Annotated in this window: 16 protein-coding genes; 4 read left to right on the forward strand and 12 right to left on the reverse strand. The window is 70.6% G+C overall.

The annotated features are described in order from the left end of the window. From ACZ63D_RS19195 to ACZ63D_RS19210, 4 genes are all read right to left on the reverse strand, one after another. On the reverse strand, positions 1 to 447 hold a 447-nt coding region (locus ACZ63D_RS19195), incomplete at its 3' end, for a hypothetical protein (protein ID WP_465355664.1). A gap of 18 nt (positions 448 to 465) precedes the next feature. Continuing rightward, positions 466 to 1,041 carry a dihydrofolate reductase family protein gene (locus ACZ63D_RS19200; protein WP_465355665.1) on the reverse strand — a complete coding sequence of 192 codons (576 nt, stop codon included), beginning with the start codon at positions 1,039 to 1,041 and terminating at the stop codon, positions 466 to 468. Positions 1,042 to 1,097: 56 nt separating this feature from the next. Then, positions 1,098 to 2,030, reverse strand: coding sequence for an RNA polymerase subunit sigma-70 (locus tag ACZ63D_RS19205; RefSeq protein WP_465356292.1), 933 nt, complete (start codon positions 2,028 to 2,030; stop codon positions 1,098 to 1,100). Between the two features lie 202 nt (positions 2,031 to 2,232). Beyond that, positions 2,233 to 2,898: a fasciclin domain-containing protein gene (locus ACZ63D_RS19210; protein WP_465355666.1), complete on the reverse strand. Its 666-nt coding sequence runs from the start codon at positions 2,896 to 2,898 to the stop codon at positions 2,233 to 2,235. A 534-nt stretch (positions 2,899 to 3,432) separates the two neighbouring features. Between ACZ63D_RS19210 and ACZ63D_RS19215 the strand changes: the two genes are divergently transcribed. Continuing rightward, positions 3,433 to 4,749, forward strand: coding sequence for an outer membrane protein assembly factor BamB family protein (locus ACZ63D_RS19215; protein WP_465355667.1), 1,317 nt, complete (start codon positions 3,433 to 3,435; stop codon positions 4,747 to 4,749). Here the strand turns inward: ACZ63D_RS19215 and ACZ63D_RS19220 are convergent. Together ACZ63D_RS19220 and ACZ63D_RS19225 are read right to left on the reverse strand one after the other, a co-directional pair. Next, positions 4,739 to 5,230: a DinB family protein gene (locus ACZ63D_RS19220; RefSeq protein WP_465355668.1), complete on the reverse strand. Its 492-nt coding sequence runs from the start codon at positions 5,228 to 5,230 to the stop codon at positions 4,739 to 4,741. The two genes, ACZ63D_RS19215 and ACZ63D_RS19220, sit on opposite strands and share 11 nt — an antisense overlap. 100 nt (positions 5,231 to 5,330) lie before the next feature. After that, positions 5,331 to 8,093, reverse strand: coding sequence for an AfsR/SARP family transcriptional regulator (locus tag ACZ63D_RS19225; RefSeq protein WP_465355669.1), 2,763 nt, complete (start codon positions 8,091 to 8,093; stop codon positions 5,331 to 5,333). 294 nt (positions 8,094 to 8,387) lie between these two features. Between ACZ63D_RS19225 and ACZ63D_RS19230 the strand changes: the two genes are divergently transcribed. After that, positions 8,388 to 10,106: a DUF1003 domain-containing protein gene (locus ACZ63D_RS19230; protein WP_465355670.1), complete on the forward strand. Its 1,719-nt coding sequence runs from the start codon at positions 8,388 to 8,390 to the stop codon at positions 10,104 to 10,106. On the opposite strand, the gene ACZ63D_RS19235 is transcribed toward ACZ63D_RS19230, so the two are convergent. The 4 genes from ACZ63D_RS19235 to ACZ63D_RS19250 are packed head-to-tail and all read right to left on the reverse strand — an operon-like array spanning position 10,099 to position 12,475. Next, positions 10,099 to 10,509, reverse strand: a complete 411-nt coding sequence (locus ACZ63D_RS19235) for a hypothetical protein (RefSeq protein WP_465355671.1) — start codon at positions 10,507 to 10,509, stop codon at positions 10,099 to 10,101. The two genes, ACZ63D_RS19230 and ACZ63D_RS19235, sit on opposite strands and share 8 nt — an antisense overlap. Before the next feature lie 59 nt (positions 10,510 to 10,568). After that, positions 10,569 to 11,396: an SCO6745 family protein gene (locus ACZ63D_RS19240; protein WP_465355672.1), complete on the reverse strand. Its 828-nt coding sequence runs from the start codon at positions 11,394 to 11,396 to the stop codon at positions 10,569 to 10,571. Positions 11,397 to 11,403: 7 nt separating this feature from the next. Then, positions 11,404 to 11,838, reverse strand: coding sequence for a HutD/Ves family protein (locus ACZ63D_RS19245; RefSeq protein WP_465355673.1), 435 nt, complete (start codon positions 11,836 to 11,838; stop codon positions 11,404 to 11,406). A 46-nt stretch (positions 11,839 to 11,884) separates the two neighbouring features. Next, entirely contained in the window at positions 11,885 to 12,475 is a 591-nt protein-coding gene (locus tag ACZ63D_RS19250; RefSeq protein ID WP_465355674.1) for a TetR/AcrR family transcriptional regulator, read from the reverse strand. Between the two features lie 95 nt (positions 12,476 to 12,570). On the opposite strand from ACZ63D_RS19250, the gene ACZ63D_RS19255 reads away from it, so the two are divergent. Next, positions 12,571 to 13,536, forward strand: coding sequence for an SMP-30/gluconolactonase/LRE family protein (locus ACZ63D_RS19255; RefSeq protein ID WP_465355675.1), 966 nt, complete (start codon positions 12,571 to 12,573; stop codon positions 13,534 to 13,536). A 94-nt stretch (positions 13,537 to 13,630) separates the two neighbouring features. Here ACZ63D_RS19255 and ACZ63D_RS19260 read toward each other — a convergent pair whose 3' ends face one another. Next, positions 13,631 to 14,488, reverse strand: coding sequence for an SAM-dependent methyltransferase (locus tag ACZ63D_RS19260; RefSeq protein ID WP_465355676.1), 858 nt, complete (start codon positions 14,486 to 14,488; stop codon positions 13,631 to 13,633). A gap of 122 nt (positions 14,489 to 14,610) precedes the next feature. Continuing rightward, positions 14,611 to 15,528 (reverse strand): NAD-dependent epimerase/dehydratase family protein, encoded by a 918-nt coding sequence (locus ACZ63D_RS19265; protein ID WP_465355677.1) that lies wholly within the window; start codon positions 15,526 to 15,528, stop codon positions 14,611 to 14,613. Between the two features lie 161 nt (positions 15,529 to 15,689). On the opposite strand from ACZ63D_RS19265, the gene ACZ63D_RS19270 reads away from it, so the two are divergent. Further along, positions 15,690 to 16,727 carry a M48 family metallopeptidase gene (locus ACZ63D_RS19270; protein WP_465355678.1) on the forward strand — a complete coding sequence of 346 codons (1,038 nt, stop codon included), beginning with the start codon at positions 15,690 to 15,692 and terminating at the stop codon, positions 16,725 to 16,727. The last annotated feature ends 547 nt before the right edge of the window (positions 16,728 to 17,274 follow it).

Genomic DNA, 17,274 nt, shown 5'->3' on the forward strand with positions numbered 1-17,274 from the left:
CAGGCGTGTTTTCAGCGGGGGTTCGTTTGTGCTTGCTTCGGGAGTGCGCCCGGGGTCGGGGTTGGGCGCGAGAAACCACCCCGCGGCTGTTTTTTCCCCCCCCCCCCCCCCCCCCCGCCGCCCCCCCCGGGCCAGATGGGCCTCGTCGTCGACGTCGAGCAGGCAGGCGGCGATGTCGATCCGATCGGCACTCGGCGCGGCCAGTGCTTCGCCGACCGGCACCGGATCGCCGGCCAGCAGCAGATGCCTGCCCTCGGCTTCGAGCGCGATCGCCCGCCGCACCGCGACTTCCACCCGCTCCTGCCGCCACGCCACCGTCTGCGCCGCCGGGACCGGGCCGAGCGTGCTCAGTTCGGCGGTCTCGTACGTGGCGTCGAGCAGAGGCCGCGCGTGCAGGCGGGCGGTGGTTTTGCCGACGCAGGACGCGCCCGAAACGAGCAGCAACATGGCCCGTGACGGTAGTGCTTACCGCTCGGAACCTTCCACCGAATTCTCGCGCACATACCGCGAAAGCGTTGCCGCGCCTACACGTTCGACCGATGCGCATTCCAGGTGAGCGGGCCCGTGTCCGTCCGGGAATAGCCGGGTGCCGCTGCCCAGGATGGTGGGGAAGATCAGCAGCCGGTACTCGTCGACGAGGTCCGCGGCCATCAGCGTGTGCACGACGCGCAAGCTGCCGGTGATGACGACGTCGCGTTCTTCCCGTTTCACCGCGTCGGCCAGATCGCCGTCGAGGACGGAGGAATTCCGCCACGCGCTGGTGTCGGTCAGAGTGCTGGTGGCGACCAGCTTCGGCACGGCGTTCATCCGCTGCGAGAACGGGTCGTCGCGGTGCGGCCACAGACCCGAGAACAGCTGCCAGGTCGTGCGGCCGAGCAGCAGGACGCCGTCGTCCAGCGTGCTGCCGAGGCGGAATTTGTCGCCCTGGACGGACTCCGGGCCGTGCCGGAACGCCCAGCCGCCGCCGGGGGTGCCGGAAGAGCCGTCCGGATCGGACGCGACGCCGTCGAGGGTGGTGAAGGCGATGACGATGACGCTCATGGGCAGATCCCTTTCAGTCGGTGGTCGCCAGTACTTACCGGCGGCCCCGGCCGAACTCATCGGTCGCGGCTAAAAATTTTCAGCGGCAGGTCGAACGCCTCGAAAACGCGCTGGTCGGCGAACACGACGTTGTGCGAAACCCGCCCGCCGGCCACGGTGAAGACCTGCAGGGTGTGCAGCTGGCGGTCGGGCGTGTAGGCGGCGAGCGCGGGTTGCCCGTTGGCGGTCAGGCCGCGGACGGTCCAGCCGGTCCCGCGCATCTCGAACACCCGGTGCATGAACCGGCCGTAGTCCCCGCTGCCGCGGAACCAGAGCGGGACCGGCGGCATTTCCAGGATCGCGTCGTCGGTGAGCAGCCGGACGAGCGCTTCGACGTCGGCGGCCTCGAAGGCTCGCGCGTACTGGTCGATCACGGCCTGGGTTTCCGCGTCGCCCGGTTCGGCGATGTCGTCCATCTCGCCCGCGTCGGCGAGTGCGGCGCGGGCTCGTTGCAGTGCGCTGTTGACCGCCGGAACGGTCGTCTCCAGCTGGGTGGCGACCTCGGCCGCGCTGAATTCGAGCACCGACCGGAGCACGACGACCGCTCGCTGGCGCGCTGGAAGCACCTGTGTCGCCGCGATCCACGCCAGCCGCAGCCCGGCGCGGGTGTCGGCGTCGCAGCGTGCGTCGGGAAACGGCTGCAGCCAGGGAATGTCCGTCGACGGTCGCAGCGGTGCGCCCGGGTCTTCGCTCGGAGCGCCGAGGCCGGACGGCAGCGGACGCCGGGCCCGGCCTTCCAGCGCGGTCAGGCAGACGTTCGTCGCGATCCGGTACAGCCAGGTGCGGAGGGAGGCGCGGGCCGGGTCGTACCGGTCGCGGGATTTCCACGCGCGCAGCAGCGTTTCCTGCACCAGATCCTCGGCCTCGTGGAACGAGCCGGCCATCCGGTAGCAGTAGGCGGTCAGTTCGCCGCGGTGCGGTTCGAAGTCCACCGGGTCATCATGCGGCACGCGCGACGCTGAGGAAACGGTCTGCCGCCGGGTTGAGAACGCGCCGTCGTCGGCGAGAGCCCGGGCGTCGGAACGTCGCCGCGCTGCTGTCCGGCGCGATGCCGTGGTCCTCACCGATCTTGACTGTTGTGCCCGCGGCTTTTCGCTCGGCTGAGCGGGAAACCGGCCCCGGCGCGGGGGAGGCGCGCCGGGACCGGATGGCTCAGTTCTTGTTCGTCCCCGGGGTGAGCACCTTGTCGATGACGAAGACGGTCGCGTTCTTGGTCGGGATGTTCCCGCACAGGATCTTCGCGCCGTTCACGGTCATGTTCTCGCCGGAACCCTCGATTTTCAGCGGTCCGGCCGCCGTGTTCAGCGAGGTGACGGTGCCGGCTTGGGCGAGGCCCTTGGCGTCGTAGCGCTTGCCGAGGACGTGGTACTGCAGGATCGGCGCGAGCTGGTTCGGGTTGGCCGCCAGTTCCTTGAACTTCGCGTCGCCGAGCGCGTTGAACGCCGGGTCGGCCGGGGCGAAGACGGTGATGGCCTGCTGGCTGTTGAGCGTGTCGACCAGGTTGGTGGCCTTGACCGCCGCGACCAGCTTCGTGAGCAGCGGGTTCGTCGAGGCGGCCGACGCGACCGGCTGCGGGCCCATCGAGTCGAGCGAACCCGGCGCGCTGCCCTGCGGGAGCTGGGAACAGGCGGGCCCGAAGACCTGGTCGTTGGTGGTGACGCCGGAGTCGCTGCTGGACATCGGCGCGGACATCGGAGCCGAGGACGGCGTCGCCGACGGGCTGCTGCCGCTGGAGGCGTTGTTGTCGGTGCTGCTGCCGCACGCGGTCAGGGCGAGGGCGGCAGCGGCGCCGATACCGGCGAGGCGAAGGGTCTTCACGGGAATTCTCCGTTCACAGTGGATTGTTCGGCAGGGATTCGGCGCCGGTGCGGAGCCGGATTGGTCAGGAAGCGAGAAAAGTCGCGGAATGCCATCCGGTCGCGCTGCCATCGCGACTCCGCCGATCAGTCCAAACGCGACAGTGGCCGCGAGACCCGGCCACTGCGTTCGCCGGGACAGCAACCCAGCCGTCGCGGACACGAGCAGCAGCACCACCGCCCTGCCGCCGAGCAAGACGGCCTTGTCGTAAGTGCCGAAGGTCCGCTCCGCGAAGTCCTTCACCGGCAGCCAGCATCGCGACCAAGGCGAGCACGCCGCACAGTGCTGCCGGAACGAACCGCAGGCGGGAGGTCATGCCAGGCATTCGTCGCCGGACCGGCGGCGGATGGGTCACTCGTCCGGGTCAGCGCCGCGACAAGGTGCGGGCACCCTTTTTCGTCGTATTTGCGCGATCTCGTGCACATGCGGCCGTTCTGTCGGCTAAGTTCCGGACGACTCCGAATGGAGCGGCGATTCGGGAGAATGGGGACACCGATGCGGCGAACGTTGATCACTGCGGTTTGTCTGGGGGTGCTGGCCGCCGCGGCGGCGTGCGGCGGCGGGTCCGTCCCGACCGGGCTGCCCGCCGAAAAGCCGGGGGAGCAGGCGCCTGCCTCGTCCGCCGAGCCGGAGGCGGTGACCGCGGACCCGCCGCTGGCGTTCGACACCAGCAAGGGCGTCTCGCTGCCCCGCACCGCGCTGCAGGCCAATCTGGGCGGCTCCGTGACGTCGAAGTTCATGACGCTGCGCGACCGCACCGGCTACATCATCGCCCCCGAGTCGCTGAGCGCGGTCGACGTGCTCACCGGCAAGGAGAAGTGGAACACCCGGATCGAGGGCCCGGCCGCCGACCCGAACGCGCACAACGGGCCGTTCGTCGAGCAGAGCGGCCCGCGTCCGCCGCTCGTCACCGACAAACTCGCCGTCGGAGCCGTCCCGCTGCGGATGCCCGAGCAGGGCACGACACCCGGCTACCTCGCGCTCGCGGTCATCGCGGTGAACCCGGAAACCGGGGCCAAGGCCTGGCAGGCGAACACCAAGATCGCCGACGACCAGTACGGCATCAGCGGGAGCCGTTCCGTCACGCAGGTCGTCGCTGCCACCGACAAAGCGGTCATCGCCACCTTCTCGCAGTCGGAGGGCAACCTCACCGTCGCATTGGACCCGGCGACCGGGAAACAGCTCTGGGAACGCAAGGACTACGTCGCGGGCAGCCTGAACGGCGACGTCGTGGTCGGCGTCGACTCCAACGTGGCCGAGAATTCGTCGATGGTTCAGGCGACCGCGCTCGACGTCGCCACCGGCCAGCAGAAGTGGGTCGGCGCCGCGAAGTCGAGCACGGTCGAGATCCTGCAGGGCGACCCGGCGATGGTGGTCCTGAAAGCGAACGAGTACAGCACCGGCCACGCGTTCCTGAAATTCCTCGACGCGGCAACGGGCGCGGAGAAGTTCTCCGCGGAGGGCACCCGGAACCTGGGCCCCGACTCCTACGGCGATTGCCTGTACGACGAGCAGTCGGTGCTCGCCTGCACCGACTCCGGCGTGCTGACCGCCTACGACGCCAAGACCGGGACCAAGCTGTGGAGCCTGCCGGACCAGGCCGCGAACCGCGTCCCGCCAGGCGGTCTGACCGTCGCCTGGCACGGCGCGCTGTACGGCTACACCAACGGAAAGCAGCCGATCGTCCTCGACGCCAAGACCGGCAAGGACCTGTCCACCGAGGTGGGCTTCGTGCCGGACTGGGTCAGCAAGTACGCCGCGGCCGGCGTCGACAAGGACGGCTCGCCCAAGGCGTACCCGGTCAAGAAGTAGCCGGTCCGTCCTCCGCGAGGATCTGCTCGCGGAGGATGTCCGCGTGCCCGCAGTGCTGCGCCATCTCGCGCAGCACGTGCAGGTAAACGAACCGCAGCGGCAACGGCCCGCGCCGGTTGCCGGGCAGGATGTCAGTCAGCTCGAGCGACGCGGTGGCCGCGCGAGCCGCCTCGCACGCTTCGCGATGCGCCCGCTGAACGGACTCGATGGTGTCGTCGTCGGAAAGGACGAACGATTCGTCCGGCGTCTCCGGGATCCCGATCTCGGCGCGCGGCCGTCCGGTGACGGCCTCGTCGAACCAGACCTTCTCCACGAAGGTCACGTGTTTGACCAGCCCGAGCAACGTGGTCTTCGACGGCACGAGCGACCGTCGGGCCTGTTCCTCGGTGAGCCCGTCCAGGCAGTGCTGAAGCGCTTCGCGGTGCTCGTTGACGAACCATTCGAACTGCCGCTTGGCGGAATGGCCGATCGCTGAATCCATGGACACAGGTCCAGCTTGCCGGACCTCCGCGGCCAGGCACACCCCGGGCCCCGGCGGCCGTGGAGCCGCGCGGAAAAGCGCTCCGGATCAAGGAAACGGTTCACCCCGGCGCCGACCGGGATTTCCCGGCGTCCAGCCCGGCCAGCGCGGTTTCCGCCGACTTCGCCTCGGCGAACCGGCCCTGTGCGCGGAACAGGTCGAGCGCGAGCTGCCACACCGTGCGGGCCTTGGCGGAATCGCCCCTCTCGCGGTGCGTGTGGCCGAGGTGGACGAGGGTGTCGGCTTCCAGATACGTAGTGCCCGATTCCCGGTACCGCGCGAGCGCCTCCCGGTAGTGCTCGACGGCTTCGGCGTGGCGGCCGGTGTGGTGGGCGATGTGCCCGAGGCTGTCGAGCACATCGGCGACCGCCGGATGGTTCTCCTTCCGGTACAGCTCCAGTGCCCGTTCGCAGTGGGGGCGGGCCTCGTCGTGCCGCCCGAGCAAGGTCAGATGCCAGCCGACGCCGTTGCGCGCCTGCGCTTCCCAGACCGGATTGCCGAGCGGCAGGAACAGGTCCAGCGACCGCTCGGCGTGCCGGAGCGCGGCGCGGTGGTCGCCGCGCAGTCCCCAGGTCTGCGCCAGATCGTGTTCGATGATCGCCCGGACGCGCGCGTCGCCGCGGCCGGCCAGTTCCAGGGCCTTGGCGAGGTGTTCGAGCGCTTCTTCGTGCCGGGCGTTGCGTGCGCTGACGAGACCGTAGCGCCGATGGGCGAGGACGCGGGTTTCCGGTTCGCCGAGGATGTCGGCCGCTTCGACCGCGGCGGTCCAGACTGCCAGGTCCTCGGGGAGGAATCCGCGTCGGTAGTGATAGGCCGTCAGGGACCAGGCGAGGTGCCATACGGTGCGGTGCCAGCTTTGCGCGGCGGCGGTTCGCTGGGTGTCGAGGAGACAGTCGTGCTCGGCGTCGAACCAGCTGAGGGCTTCGTCGGCGTCCGGGAGTTCGTGCGGATAGGGATGGTCGTGTCCGGTGTCGATGCCGTGCGGGAGGACGCCGTGCGGATGAAGGACCCGGTTCCCGGCCAGCGCGGTGCCGGTGTAGTAGCTGGTCACGCGAAGCAAGGCCGCGTCCCGCACCTCGGCGGGGAGATGGGTGTGGGTCTTCGCGAAAAGACGGACCAGGTCGTGCATCCGGTAGCGGCCGGGCGCGTCCTGTTCCACGAGCGAAACCCGTTCCAGCGCACGGAGAATCGCCGCGGTGGCGTCCGGAGCGGACCCGGTGAGATTGGCGGCCGCGCGGACGCTGATGTCCGGTCCGGGTGCGAGACCGAGCAGTTCGAACACCTCGGCGTGCTGCGGCGGGAGTGCGCGCAGGGACCACGACAGGACCGCGGCGACACTGGCGTCGCCGTCGTCGAGCGCGCGCACGTCGGTCAGTTCGGCCGCCAGCGCGGACAACGGGAAGCCGGGGTGTTCGGCGGCGCGGGCGGCGAGAATTCCCAACGCCAGGGGCGAACCGGCGCAGCGCGTGACGAGCTGTTCGGCGGCATCGGGGTCGGCGTCGAGGCAGTCCGGGCCGAGCCGGGCGATCAGGACGCTCCGGGCGTGCGGCGCGGGCAACGGCCGGACCGCGAGCGGTGTGGCTCCGTGCTTGGTCGTCAGGCTGGTCAGGCGATCGCGGCTGGTGACCACGACGGCGCACCCCGGATCGCCCGGCAGCAGCGGCGTGATCTGGCTGGAGTCGCGGGCGTTGTCGAGGACGACGAGGACGCGTTTCCCAGCGAGAAGGGAGCGGTAGAGCGCGGTCTGCGCATCGGGTTCGGCGGGGATGGCGGCGCCGGTGACGCCGAGCGCGTGCAGAAAACCCCGGAGCGCGGCATCCGGCGCGGTCGGGTCCTCGTCCGGGCTGAAACCGCGCAGGTCGACGTAAAGGCGGCCATCGGGAAACGCCGCCGCTTGCCGGTGGGCCCAGTGCAGCGCGAGGGCGGTTTTGCCCATGCCTCCGCCGCCGTGCAGAACGGTGACGGGAACCGTCGGGTGCTGTCCGGTGAGGGTGTCGAGGTGGCGAAGTTCGTCGTCGCGGCCGGTGAACCGAGGCGGCGGGGGCGGGAGCTGCTGGGGGACGGGCGCGGCCCACGCCCGCGGCGGCGCGGGAGCCTGCGCGGCGAGGATGTCCGCGTGCACCGCGCGCAGCTGCGGTGACGGGTCGGCGCCGAGTTCGTCGAGAAGCATCGTGCGGGTGCGCTGATAGCGAGCGAGGGCTTCGTCGCTGCGGCCGCTGTGATGCAGAGCGCGCATGAGCGCGGCGGCAATGCGTTCGTCCAGCGGGTATTCGTCCGCGCGCTGAGCCAGGAGATCGAGGACGGTACCGTGCTGTCCTCGGCGCAGTTGCCGGTCCGCATAGTCGAGTTCGGCGGCAGCGCGCTGGCGGGCGAGGGAATGGCGGACAGCGTCGGCCCACTCCGAATCGAGCCCGAGCAAGGCGTCGCCCTGCCAGCGGCCGAGGGCGCGTTCGTACAGCCGCGCGGCTTCGGCGTCGTCGGCGGTCGCGCGGGCCTGGCCGACGAGATCGGTGAACTCGTGCAGGTCGAGCGCGTCCGGCTCTGGCAGCGGGAGGACGTAGCCGCCGGAACGGCGTTCGATGCCTCCGCCGTGCGGCTGCAGGACGCGGCGGAGGCGGGCGATGTAGGTCTGGAGCGCGTTCGCGACGCGGAACGGCGGATGCTCGCCCCACACCCGGGTCACGAGCTGGCCCGCCGGAACGACGCGCCCGGCGTCGAGCAGCAGCGCGGCGAGCACCAGCCGCTGCCGCGCGTGCCCGGCGGCCAGCGGTTCGCCGTCCGCGATCGCGCCGACCTCGCCCAGCACCCGGAACTCCAGCGCCATTCAGCAGCCTCCCCGATCCACGGGACGAGGCTAAAGCATTGCCGGGCGGGCACGAACCGGAAATCGGATCGCGGCGCTCCGGCGGGGAAGAAACGCTTTCCCGGACGCGGTCCGGCAGTCCTCAGTGGACAGTCGAACCGGGCGCCGTGGACCCCTCCCGGACCGCGCCGGGATACTGGTGCGCGGAGACCGGGTGGCAACGGGAAGGGGTTCGACGGTGACGCGGCACGGATCCAGCGAGCACAAAGAAACGCGCGGAAATGCCGGTGCGGCCGCGGAATCCGGACAGATCGGGTGAACCGCCGCCTCCGGCCCCGGCTCCCGCGCCTGCCGCGGCGGCCGGCCACGACCGCGGACGAACAGGTCGGGTTCAACGGCGCGTTCGCGGCCGCGCTGACCCGCGCGGTCGGGTCGATGCCCGCGCTGTACGTCGTCCTCGTTTTCGTCGCCGGGTGGATGGCGCTGGCGACCTGGGGCCCGCTGCGCGCGGCCGACCCGTACCCGTTCGCGTTCCTGCTGTTCCTGGACAACGTGGTGCAGCTGGTGCTGTGCCTGGTGATCCTGGTCGGCCAGCGGGTGCTGGGCGGCGCGGCCGACCGGCGTTCGGTGCAGACCTACGAAAACGCCGAAGCCGTCTTCGAGCAGATCGCCGACCTGCAGCGGCATCTCGACCGGCACGACCGGGTGCTCAGCCGCGGCGTGAGCCTGCTGGAGTCGAGCCCGCATCCGTGGATCCAGCAGCACCGCGTGCAGCGGCCGCCGCAGGCGCTCGACCAGGCGGTGAGCGTCAACGGCCGGATCGCGGCCTGGCTGACCCAGCGGCTCGGCAGCATGTGGGCGTTCTACCTGGCCGCCGGGACGCAGGTGGTCTGGATGGGCCTGGCCGCGCTGGGCGTGCAGCGGCTGGACCCGTACCCGTTCGCGTTCATGACCTTCCTGTCCACGCTGGTGCAGCTGGTCTTCATGATCGTGATCATGGTCGGCCAGGGCGTGCTCGGCCAGGCCGGCGACCGCCGGTCCGAGCAGACCTTCCTCAACGGCGAGGCGGTCCTGCACGAATGCCGCCGGATGAAAGCCCGGCTGGAGGCGCAGGACCGGCTGATCGAGGACCTCAGCCGCTACACCCGCGGCGAGCTGATCGAGGATCTCGCGCGCGCCATCCACGACGTCGACGGCCACGCCCAGCGGACCGTCCCCGCCCTGGCTCCGCTCCGCTGGGACCAGGCTCCGGAGGAGCACAAGGCGCTCACCCGCGCCCAGGCCCGGCAGCTGGGCGAACAGCTGGCGCTGGTCGGCTGCGTGATGGTGCCCGCCTTCGACCCCGCCCTCGCCGTGGTGTTCGCCGACGAGGAGGTCCTGCTGCTGGCCCAGCGCGAACACGACCGGTGGCGGACCGAGCAGCTGCCCGGCGAGCATCCCGAGCTGGTCGCCTGGGACGAGCTGCCGGAAGCGGCGCGGGCGCGGAAGCTGCGGGTCGCGCGCAGCATCCCGCACCTGGTGGCCAGCGTGGGCATGCAGGTGGTCCGCGACGGGCGGGCCCGCGGCGGAGCGGGCGAGGAGGACTTCACCGCCGAGGAATGGGCGACCCTGCAGCGGGCGATGATGGCGTCCGGGGTCCTGGTCGGGCTCTCCGTCGGCGGCGTCGATTCGGACGAAATGTTCGCGCTGGTGAAAACCTTGCGGGAAGCGAGCGTCGCGCATCCGCGGCGGTTCATCCGCGAGGTCGCCGCTTCGTCGGCCTTCGAGACGGGCCTGCGGCCGGGCGTCAAATACTCCGAATACCTGCCGTACGCGGAAAAGACCATTCGTTCGGCCGCGGAGATCGTCGCCGGCACCGCACCGGCGGAACTGCCGGACTTCCGCGAATTCCTGGTGGAGATCGCCACCGTCGTGGCCGAGGTGAATCAGGAGGGCGGATTCCTCGGGGTGGGCGCGCAACGCCGAACGCCCAAGGAAGTGGCGGCGATGGAGGCCGTCCGCCTGGCCGCGCGCGGCACGACTGAGGTCACTTGATCGCCGTGGTCGCCCCGACGACGGCCCCGTAGAGCACGAAAACGTTGATCAGTGCGATAAACGACGGTTGAAGCCAGCGGACCAGCACGGCTGGCTGGTTCTGCAATGGGGCGCCGCTGGCGTCGAGCGCCGTCTCGCCCGGCCGCGAAGCCAGCAGCGAGATCACCCCGAACAAGGCGCAGAGCGCGAACGGAAACCATTGGCCGTGCAAGGGATTCCAGAAACGCTGCGCGCCGCCCCAGGCCGCGGAGACGGCGCCGGTCATGGCGGCGAAGTTCGTCAGCGACTGAACGGTGACGAAGTCGCTGACGTTCTTCGTGCCCCCTGGCGCCGCGTCGCCGAGGTTGCCGCTCGTCGGTTCAGCCGTGGCGGTGGTGGTGGCGAAGGCTCTGGCAAGGGACATGAGACACCTCGTTGTGGCTCGGTTGCCCCGGAGTCGCGGCGAGGCGCGGTCCCGTTACATCACCGCGAACCCGCTGCCTCCAACCGCGCGGTGATCGGTTCGAGCTCGGCGATCAGCTCTTCGAGTTCGTCGGCCGGCAGGGCGTCGTACGGCGCGGCGGCGAGTTCGTCGGTCAAGGTTTCGATGTGCTGTTTCAGCTCGCGACCGGCGTCGGTGAACCGGCCGTCGGCGTCGACCAGTCCTCGTTCGTGCAGGCCGGCCATGATCGCGGCCAGCCGTTTCTTCGGCAGATGATGCACGCGCCCGAACGACTCCGGCGGATGGATCCCCATCTCCAGCGCGGACAGGATGTGCGCCTCCGCGCCGCCGATCCGCGCGCTGACCAGCGCGGCGATGTGCCCGTCGCCGCGGTGTTCGCGCAACACGGTCGCGGAGTGCCACAGCCGCGCGACCGGATCGCTCGGCACCGGCAGCGCCCGCATTCCGGCGTACATCACCCGGCCCTCGGTGGGCGCGCTCGCCGCGGCCTTGGCGGTCAGGTCAGCGGCGCGCGCCAGCCCCGGCGAACCAGCCAGTTCGTCGCCGAGGATCCGGCGCACCGAGGCCGCGCTGCCCCGTTCCCGGGCGGCGAGGGAGGCCTCGGCCGGGATCGTCTCCCACGCGCTCGGGATGTGCCGCGCGGCCTCGCCGTCGGCGAAGTTGTAGAACGCCGCGTGCACGACCTCCGCCGATACCCGGCCCAGCGGCGCGGCCCGGCTGGCGAAATAGCCGTCCCAGTAGGTGCGGTGGCCGAGGGCGCTCAGTTCCTCGTTGCATTCGGGGGCGAAGAAAGTGACGAGGCAGATCGGCTCCAGGAGCTCGAACATGCGCCGGGCGGTGCTGGTCATCGCTGCATCATGCCAGCGCGGTGAGGAAAACATCGGCGATTCGCCCGGAAAGTTCGACCGTCGCGACCGCTGTGTCCGCGCCGTCCTCGCCCGGAGAGCGGAGCACGACCTCGGCCCGGTACCGCCCGCGCCGGGTCATCACGTTGAGCGCCCGGGTCGGCTGGTCGAGGGCGACGCGCACGGTGTCCTCCCCGGCGAACCGGATCTGATCGCCGGGCTGGAGGTCCGTCGCGGTCCCGTTGATCGTCAGCTGGAGCGGGCCGAGAGCGGTGAAAAGCCGTTCTATTCCAGGAAAAGCGGAGAACGGCGCGTCTTCGAGAAGATCCGCGACACTGATCCGCCAGAGCGTTTCGCCCGCGGGATCGGTGTAGGCGGCGAGTTCCCGGGTAGTGCCCGCTCCGTTGCGCCAGGGGACCGGGGTTACTTCGGACGGGTTGAGCATCAGAGCATCTCACCCGTTCCCGTCGGCAGACGCAAACCCGGCAGGCTCAGTGCCGCAAAAGTGTGCGGACCGCGTCGGGGAATCCGGCGGCGCTGTCCGGTCCGGACAGTGCCAGGGTGAAGAGAAACCCGGGCAGTAAAGCCAAAATCGCCTGCGCGAGATCCTCGGCCGGTGCGCCGGTCCAGGCCCCGGCCGCTTGCCGGCTGCGGACGAGGACGGCCAGTTCGCCGCTCATCTCGGCCGACGCGGCGGCGAGCCGGTCGGCGAGCTCCGGGTTTCGCTGGGTTTCCGACCAGACCAGCACCGCCATGCTCGCCAGCTGCCGGTCGCGGTGCAGACCGGTCACGGCCTCCAGTAGCTCCGCCATCACCTCGCCGACGACGTTCTCGCCAGTGCCGCGGGCAAGGGCGGCGCGCAGCACGCCGGTGACGTCGTCGAGGTTCTGCGCGGCGACGGCGACGATCATGTCCTCCTTCTTCGGGAAGTACCGGTACACCGCGCCCGCGGACTTGCCTGCCTCGGTGAAGACGTCCTGCATCGACGTGCGGTGGAAGCCATTGCGCAGAAAGCAGCGGCGGGCGGCCGCCAGGATTTGCTCCCGCTGGCCGTCCTTGTACTGCTGGCTCACCTTCGGCACCGGCGGTCCCCTCTCCTTGACAGCTCTCGCAGCCGAAGCCTAGCGTAAAAGAAAAGCGGATGTCCGTCCTCTTTTACCGCCCGGAGGTGCCTCGCATGCCCATGACTCCCGTTCCCGGCGTCACGCTGACCCCGGTCGCGTCCTTCCCGGAGAAGTATTTCCCGGAAAACCTCGCCGTCCGCGCCGACGGATCGGTGCTGGTCACCGTCCTCCTGCAGCAGGAGCTGTGGGTCGTGCCGGAGCCGGGACGCCCCGTTCTCGTGCACCGGTTCGACCATCCGGTGACGGGGATCGCCGAGGTCCGGCCGGACGTCTTCCTGCTCAGCCTGACCGAGGGGTACACCACCCACGAATCGCATCTGGTGCGGCTCGACCTCACCGGCTGGACGCCCGGCGAGCCGGTGACGCCGGAGGTCGTCTTCACCTTCGACGAACGCGTGCGCGCACTCAACGGCAGCTGCCTGCTCGGCGACGGAGTGCTGGCCGTCGCCGACTGCTTCGCCGGGCTGATCTGGCGCGTCGACCTCGACGCCGAGGCCCGGAGCGCGCGGGCCCGGGTCTGGCTGGCCCACGACACCATGGCCGACGACCCGGACGCCGAGATCGCCCCGCCGCGGCAGCCGGGCGTCAACGGCGTCCGGTACAGCGCGCGGACCGGATACCTCTACTACACGTCCACCGCGCAGAAAGTCTTCATGCGGGTGCCGGTCGACCCCGTGACGCTCGATCCGGCCGGTGCCGCGGAATTCGTCGCCGCGATCGACAACGCCGACGACTTCGCCGTCGACGACCAGGCCGGATTCGCTTACGTCACCAGGCATCGCGCCAACACGCTGGACCGGGTGCCGCTCGTTCCCCGCCACGGCAGCGAAGTCCGGCACGTCGCGGGAGATCCGTTCGACGAACTCCTCGTCGGGCCGTCCAGCGCGGTGTGGGCTCCGGGCGAGGAAGGCCGGGTTCTCTACGTGACCACCGACGGCGGCACGACCGCCCCGCCCGACGGGATCTACCGCAACGCCATGCTGTTGCGGGCCGAACTGCACCCGCGCGCCGGCTCGTGAAGTGCGCGATGTCGCCGAGACAAAATCGGGCCACGTCCTGCCAGGCGGATCCCGCGTGCGCATTCTCGGTGCACCGCAACGGCTTCCGTTCAGTTCAGGGCTTGCGCGCGACCCCGGCCAGCATCGCGGCCTCGCTCGGATCCGCGAAGTCGATCACCGGTGCGTCGGGCCCGCATTCCTCCGGATGCCAGGCAGCGGTCCAGGTGACGCCGGGCTCCAGGAACTCGAAGTCGCCGAACAGCGCGCGGATCTCGGCGTTCGAGCGCAGCACGTGCTTGCTGACATTGGTGTCGTACAGCTGGATGACCGCCCGCAGCTGCCGGGCGATGTCGTCCGGCAATCCCTCGTGGGTGAGCTGTGACAGCACGAGATACGAGCCGGAGGGCAGCAATTCCCGATAGCGCGCCATGGCCTCCGGCCCGAGATCGCGCCCGTCCGGACCGGGCTGCTGGATGTGCAGGACCGCGGTGACCAGCAGCGCCATCGGCCGGTCGAGGTCGATGACACCGGTGTCCTCGACGGCTCGCCACAGCTCGTCCGGTTCGCGAAGGTCGCCTTGGATCACCGCGTGCCGCTCGGAATCCCCGTGCCGCTCCAGCAGGATCCGCGCATGCGCGACCGCGACGGGCTCGCGGTCGATGTAGACGACGCGGGAATCCGGTGCCGCCTCGTCGGCGATCTGGTGCACGTTGCCCATCGTGGGGACGCCGGAACCGATGTCGACGAACTGGCGGACGCCCAGCCGCACCAGATGCCGCACCGCGCGGTGCAGGAAGGCGCGGTTGGCGCGGGCGCAGTACATCCCGGCCGGGAAGGCCGACAGGACCATTTTGCCGAACTCGCGGTCGATCGCCCAGTTGGCCGTGCCGCCGAGGTACCAGTCGTAGACCCGCGCCACGCTGGGCCGGTCGAGGTCCACGCCCGGGATGGGCTCTTCAGGTCCTTGCGCCACGCTGCCTCCCCGCAGTCGTGACCAATCGTATCCAATCCGTGCGATCCCGCCGGGCGGGCCGGGCCGCCGGGAATTCACTGGCGCCGAGCGCTGTCCGGGATCGCGGGAGCGCGCTGGCAGCGCTAGCCAGCGGCCCGGGCCGGTGCGAAGTAGTGCCCCAGGTCGAGGTCTTCGAGCAGGCCGACCTCGGCCGGGACCCAGCCGGTGACCTCTCGGGTGTGGGCGCTGGAGACGGGGCTGTCCGGTTTGAGGAACATCCCGAGGAACCCGAAGTGCTCGTCGATCTGGTCCGTCGGCACCGATCGGACGGGGAGGCCGAGGTGGCACCCGATGGCCGCGGCGATGTCGCGGAGCGCGACGCCTTCCTCGGCGACGGCGTGCAAATGTCCGGCAGGAGCGACCTCGATCGCCAGCCGGAAGAGCCGGGCGGTGTCGCGGACGTGCACCGCGGGCCAGCGCGCCGACCCGTCGCCCGGATAGCCGGAGAAACCGGTCCGGCGAGCTGTCTCGATGAGGTGCGGTACGAAGCCGTTGTCTCCCTTGCCGTGATTGGTCGGAGCGAGCCGCACGACAGTCGGTCGGAGACCCCGCTCGGCGAGCGCGAGCGCGGCGTCGTCCGAGGGCAGCCGGGCGGCGAGGAGCGCGCCGGGCGAGGGACGATCGTGCTCGGTGGCCGGCACTCCGTGCCGGGCCAGTCCCGCGGTCCCGGACGCGACAGCGATCGCGCCGCCGGAGGCGAGCCCCTCGCCGAGCGTCCGGATCGTGGTGACGTCTTGGGCGACGGCCTCGGCCATCCCGCCGGACAGGGAACGCTCGACCGGAAACGCGAGGTGGATAACGGCGTCGGCGCGGGCGGCGGCGTCCCGCAACAGGTCGAGATCCTCGACAGAGCCGCGGACGCTCGTCGCGCCGGCGGCCTCGACGGCGGCTGCCGACGCGTCCGAACGGGCGAGCCCGGTGACGTGGTGCCCGGCGGCGAGGAGTTCCGGCACGACGGCCGAGCCGACCCAGCCGGAAGCACCGGTGACGAAGACACGCATGCGAAACCTCCAGACAGCGGCATGCTTGATCACCTTCCTCCAGCCATACCATCCTTCGGCCAGCCACGCGAACGGCTGCTCGTCCGTGCTGGCGTCCCGGGAAGCCGTGGTTCCGGCGTGATCGTCTTTGAGTAAGCTGCTGCTGACTTGATGGGGGAGCAATGACTGACGCACTCGAATCCACGCACCGTGCCGCTGTCCGGTTCCCGGGGATCAGCCCGCGGGCCTACGAGCACCCGGTCGACCGCGGCGCGCTCGCCACGTTGCGCGCGGTGCCCGGATTCGCGCAGGTGATCAAGGCCGTTTCCGGGTTCTACAACGAACGCGGCGAACGATTGATGGCGCTGGCGTCGTCGATCCGCGTCGGGCCGCGGCAGTACCCGGAACTCGACCGGTTGCGCCACGAATGCGCCGAGACGCTGGATCTTCCCGCCGTGCCGAACCTGTTCGTCTACCAGGACCCGCGGCTGCAAGCGTCCGCGCTGGGCATGGACGAGCCGTTCATCCGGGTCAGCACCGGGCTGGTGGAGAAGATGAGCCACGAATCGCTGCGGTTCGCCATCGGCCACGAAATGGGGCACGTGCTGTCCGGGCACGCGGTCTACCGCACGATCATGGTGCGCCTGATCAACCTCCAGATGGCGATGTCCTGGACGCCGGTCAGCGCGCTCGGCATCCGGGCGATCATCGCGGCGCTGAGCGAGTGGTACCGGAAGGCCGAACTGTCGTGCGACCGCGCGGGCCTGCTCTGCGGCCAGGACCCGACCGCGGCGCTGCGCGCGCAGATCCACCTCGCCGGCGGCGTCGACCCGTCCCGCATCGACGTCCCGTCGTTCCTCCAGCAGGGAGCGGAATACGAGTCGGGCGAGGACATCCGGGACAGCCTGCTGAAACTGAAGTACGTCGAGACGGAGACCCACCCCTTCGCCGTGGTCCGGGCGACGCAGCTGCAGAAATGGGCCGCGTCCGAGGAATACCGGGCGATCCTGACCGGCGACTACCCCCGCCGCGACGACGACGCCCCGGTGACGGACTGGAAGGACGACCTCAAGGCGGCGGCGAAGTCGTACAAGGACTCCTGGACGTCTTCGGCCGACCCGCTGACGAAGGTCTTCACCGAAGTGGGCGAGACGGTCGCGGACACGGCGAGCAAGGTGTGGGCGAAGTTCGGCGGGGGTTCGGAGAACGGCACCGCCTGAGGCGGCTTCCGTCGGGCGGGCGATCGGCCGGGGTTGGTTCGGCGGGGCGGGATCTGGTGAGGCGATGGCGGTTCAGCCCGGTGGTGCGTTGGCTCCGTGGGCCGGAATCGGGTGATCCGGGCAGCCTCGGTCCGGTGGTGCGTTGGCTCCGCGCTGGAATCTGGTGAGGCGAGGGCGGTTTCGGTCTGGCGGGGCATTGGCTCCCCGCGGGAACCTGGTGAGCCGAAGGCGGCGTCGGCCCGGCGGACGTCGGCTCCGCGCCGAAACCTGCTGCGGCGAAGGCGGTTTCAGCTCGGCGGGGCGTTGGTCCTACGTGCCGAAATCGACTGAGCCGGAGGCGGCTTCGCTTAGGCCGGGAGTTGGCTCCGCAGGCCGAAAACCGGATCAGCCCGAGGCGGATTCCGGCCTGGAGCCGGGCTGGCTGAACCGTCCGTCGTCTGGCCCGACGCAAGGCAACAGTCTCACCCAGCCCTCCGCGACGGACACTGCCGCCCGCTAGCGATGTGTCTTTCCGGGACGGCCTCCTCGCCCACGGCGGCAAGGAAGC

The sequence above is a fragment of the Amycolatopsis sp. NPDC104775 genome, from assembly GCF_055583325.1.

Coding starts and splice junctions, on each gene's coding strand:
- ACZ63D_RS19200 (WP_465355665.1), bottom strand. CDS start 1,041: ATGAGCGTCATCGTCATCGCCTTCACCACCCTCGACGGCGTCGCGTCC.
- ACZ63D_RS19225 (WP_465355669.1), bottom strand. CDS start 8,093: ATGGCGCTGGAGTTCCGGGTGCTGGGCGAGGTCGGCGCGATCGCGGAC.
- ACZ63D_RS19255 (WP_465355675.1), top strand. CDS start 12,571: ATGCCCATGACTCCCGTTCCCGGCGTCACGCTGACCCCGGTCGCGTCC.
- ACZ63D_RS19220 (WP_465355668.1), bottom strand. CDS start 5,230: ATGGATTCAGCGATCGGCCATTCCGCCAAGCGGCAGTTCGAATGGTTC.
- ACZ63D_RS19240 (WP_465355672.1), bottom strand. CDS start 11,396: ATGACCAGCACCGCCCGGCGCATGTTCGAGCTCCTGGAGCCGATCTGC.
- ACZ63D_RS19245 (WP_465355673.1), bottom strand. CDS start 11,838: ATGCTCAACCCGTCCGAAGTAACCCCGGTCCCCTGGCGCAACGGAGCG.
- ACZ63D_RS19235 (WP_465355671.1), bottom strand. CDS start 10,509: ATGTCCCTTGCCAGAGCCTTCGCCACCACCACCGCCACGGCTGAACCG.
- ACZ63D_RS19215 (WP_465355667.1), top strand. CDS start 3,433: ATGCGGCGAACGTTGATCACTGCGGTTTGTCTGGGGGTGCTGGCCGCC.
- ACZ63D_RS19270 (WP_465355678.1), top strand. CDS start 15,690: ATGACTGACGCACTCGAATCCACGCACCGTGCCGCTGTCCGGTTCCCG.
- ACZ63D_RS19265 (WP_465355677.1), bottom strand. CDS start 15,528: ATGCGTGTCTTCGTCACCGGTGCTTCCGGCTGGGTCGGCTCGGCCGTC.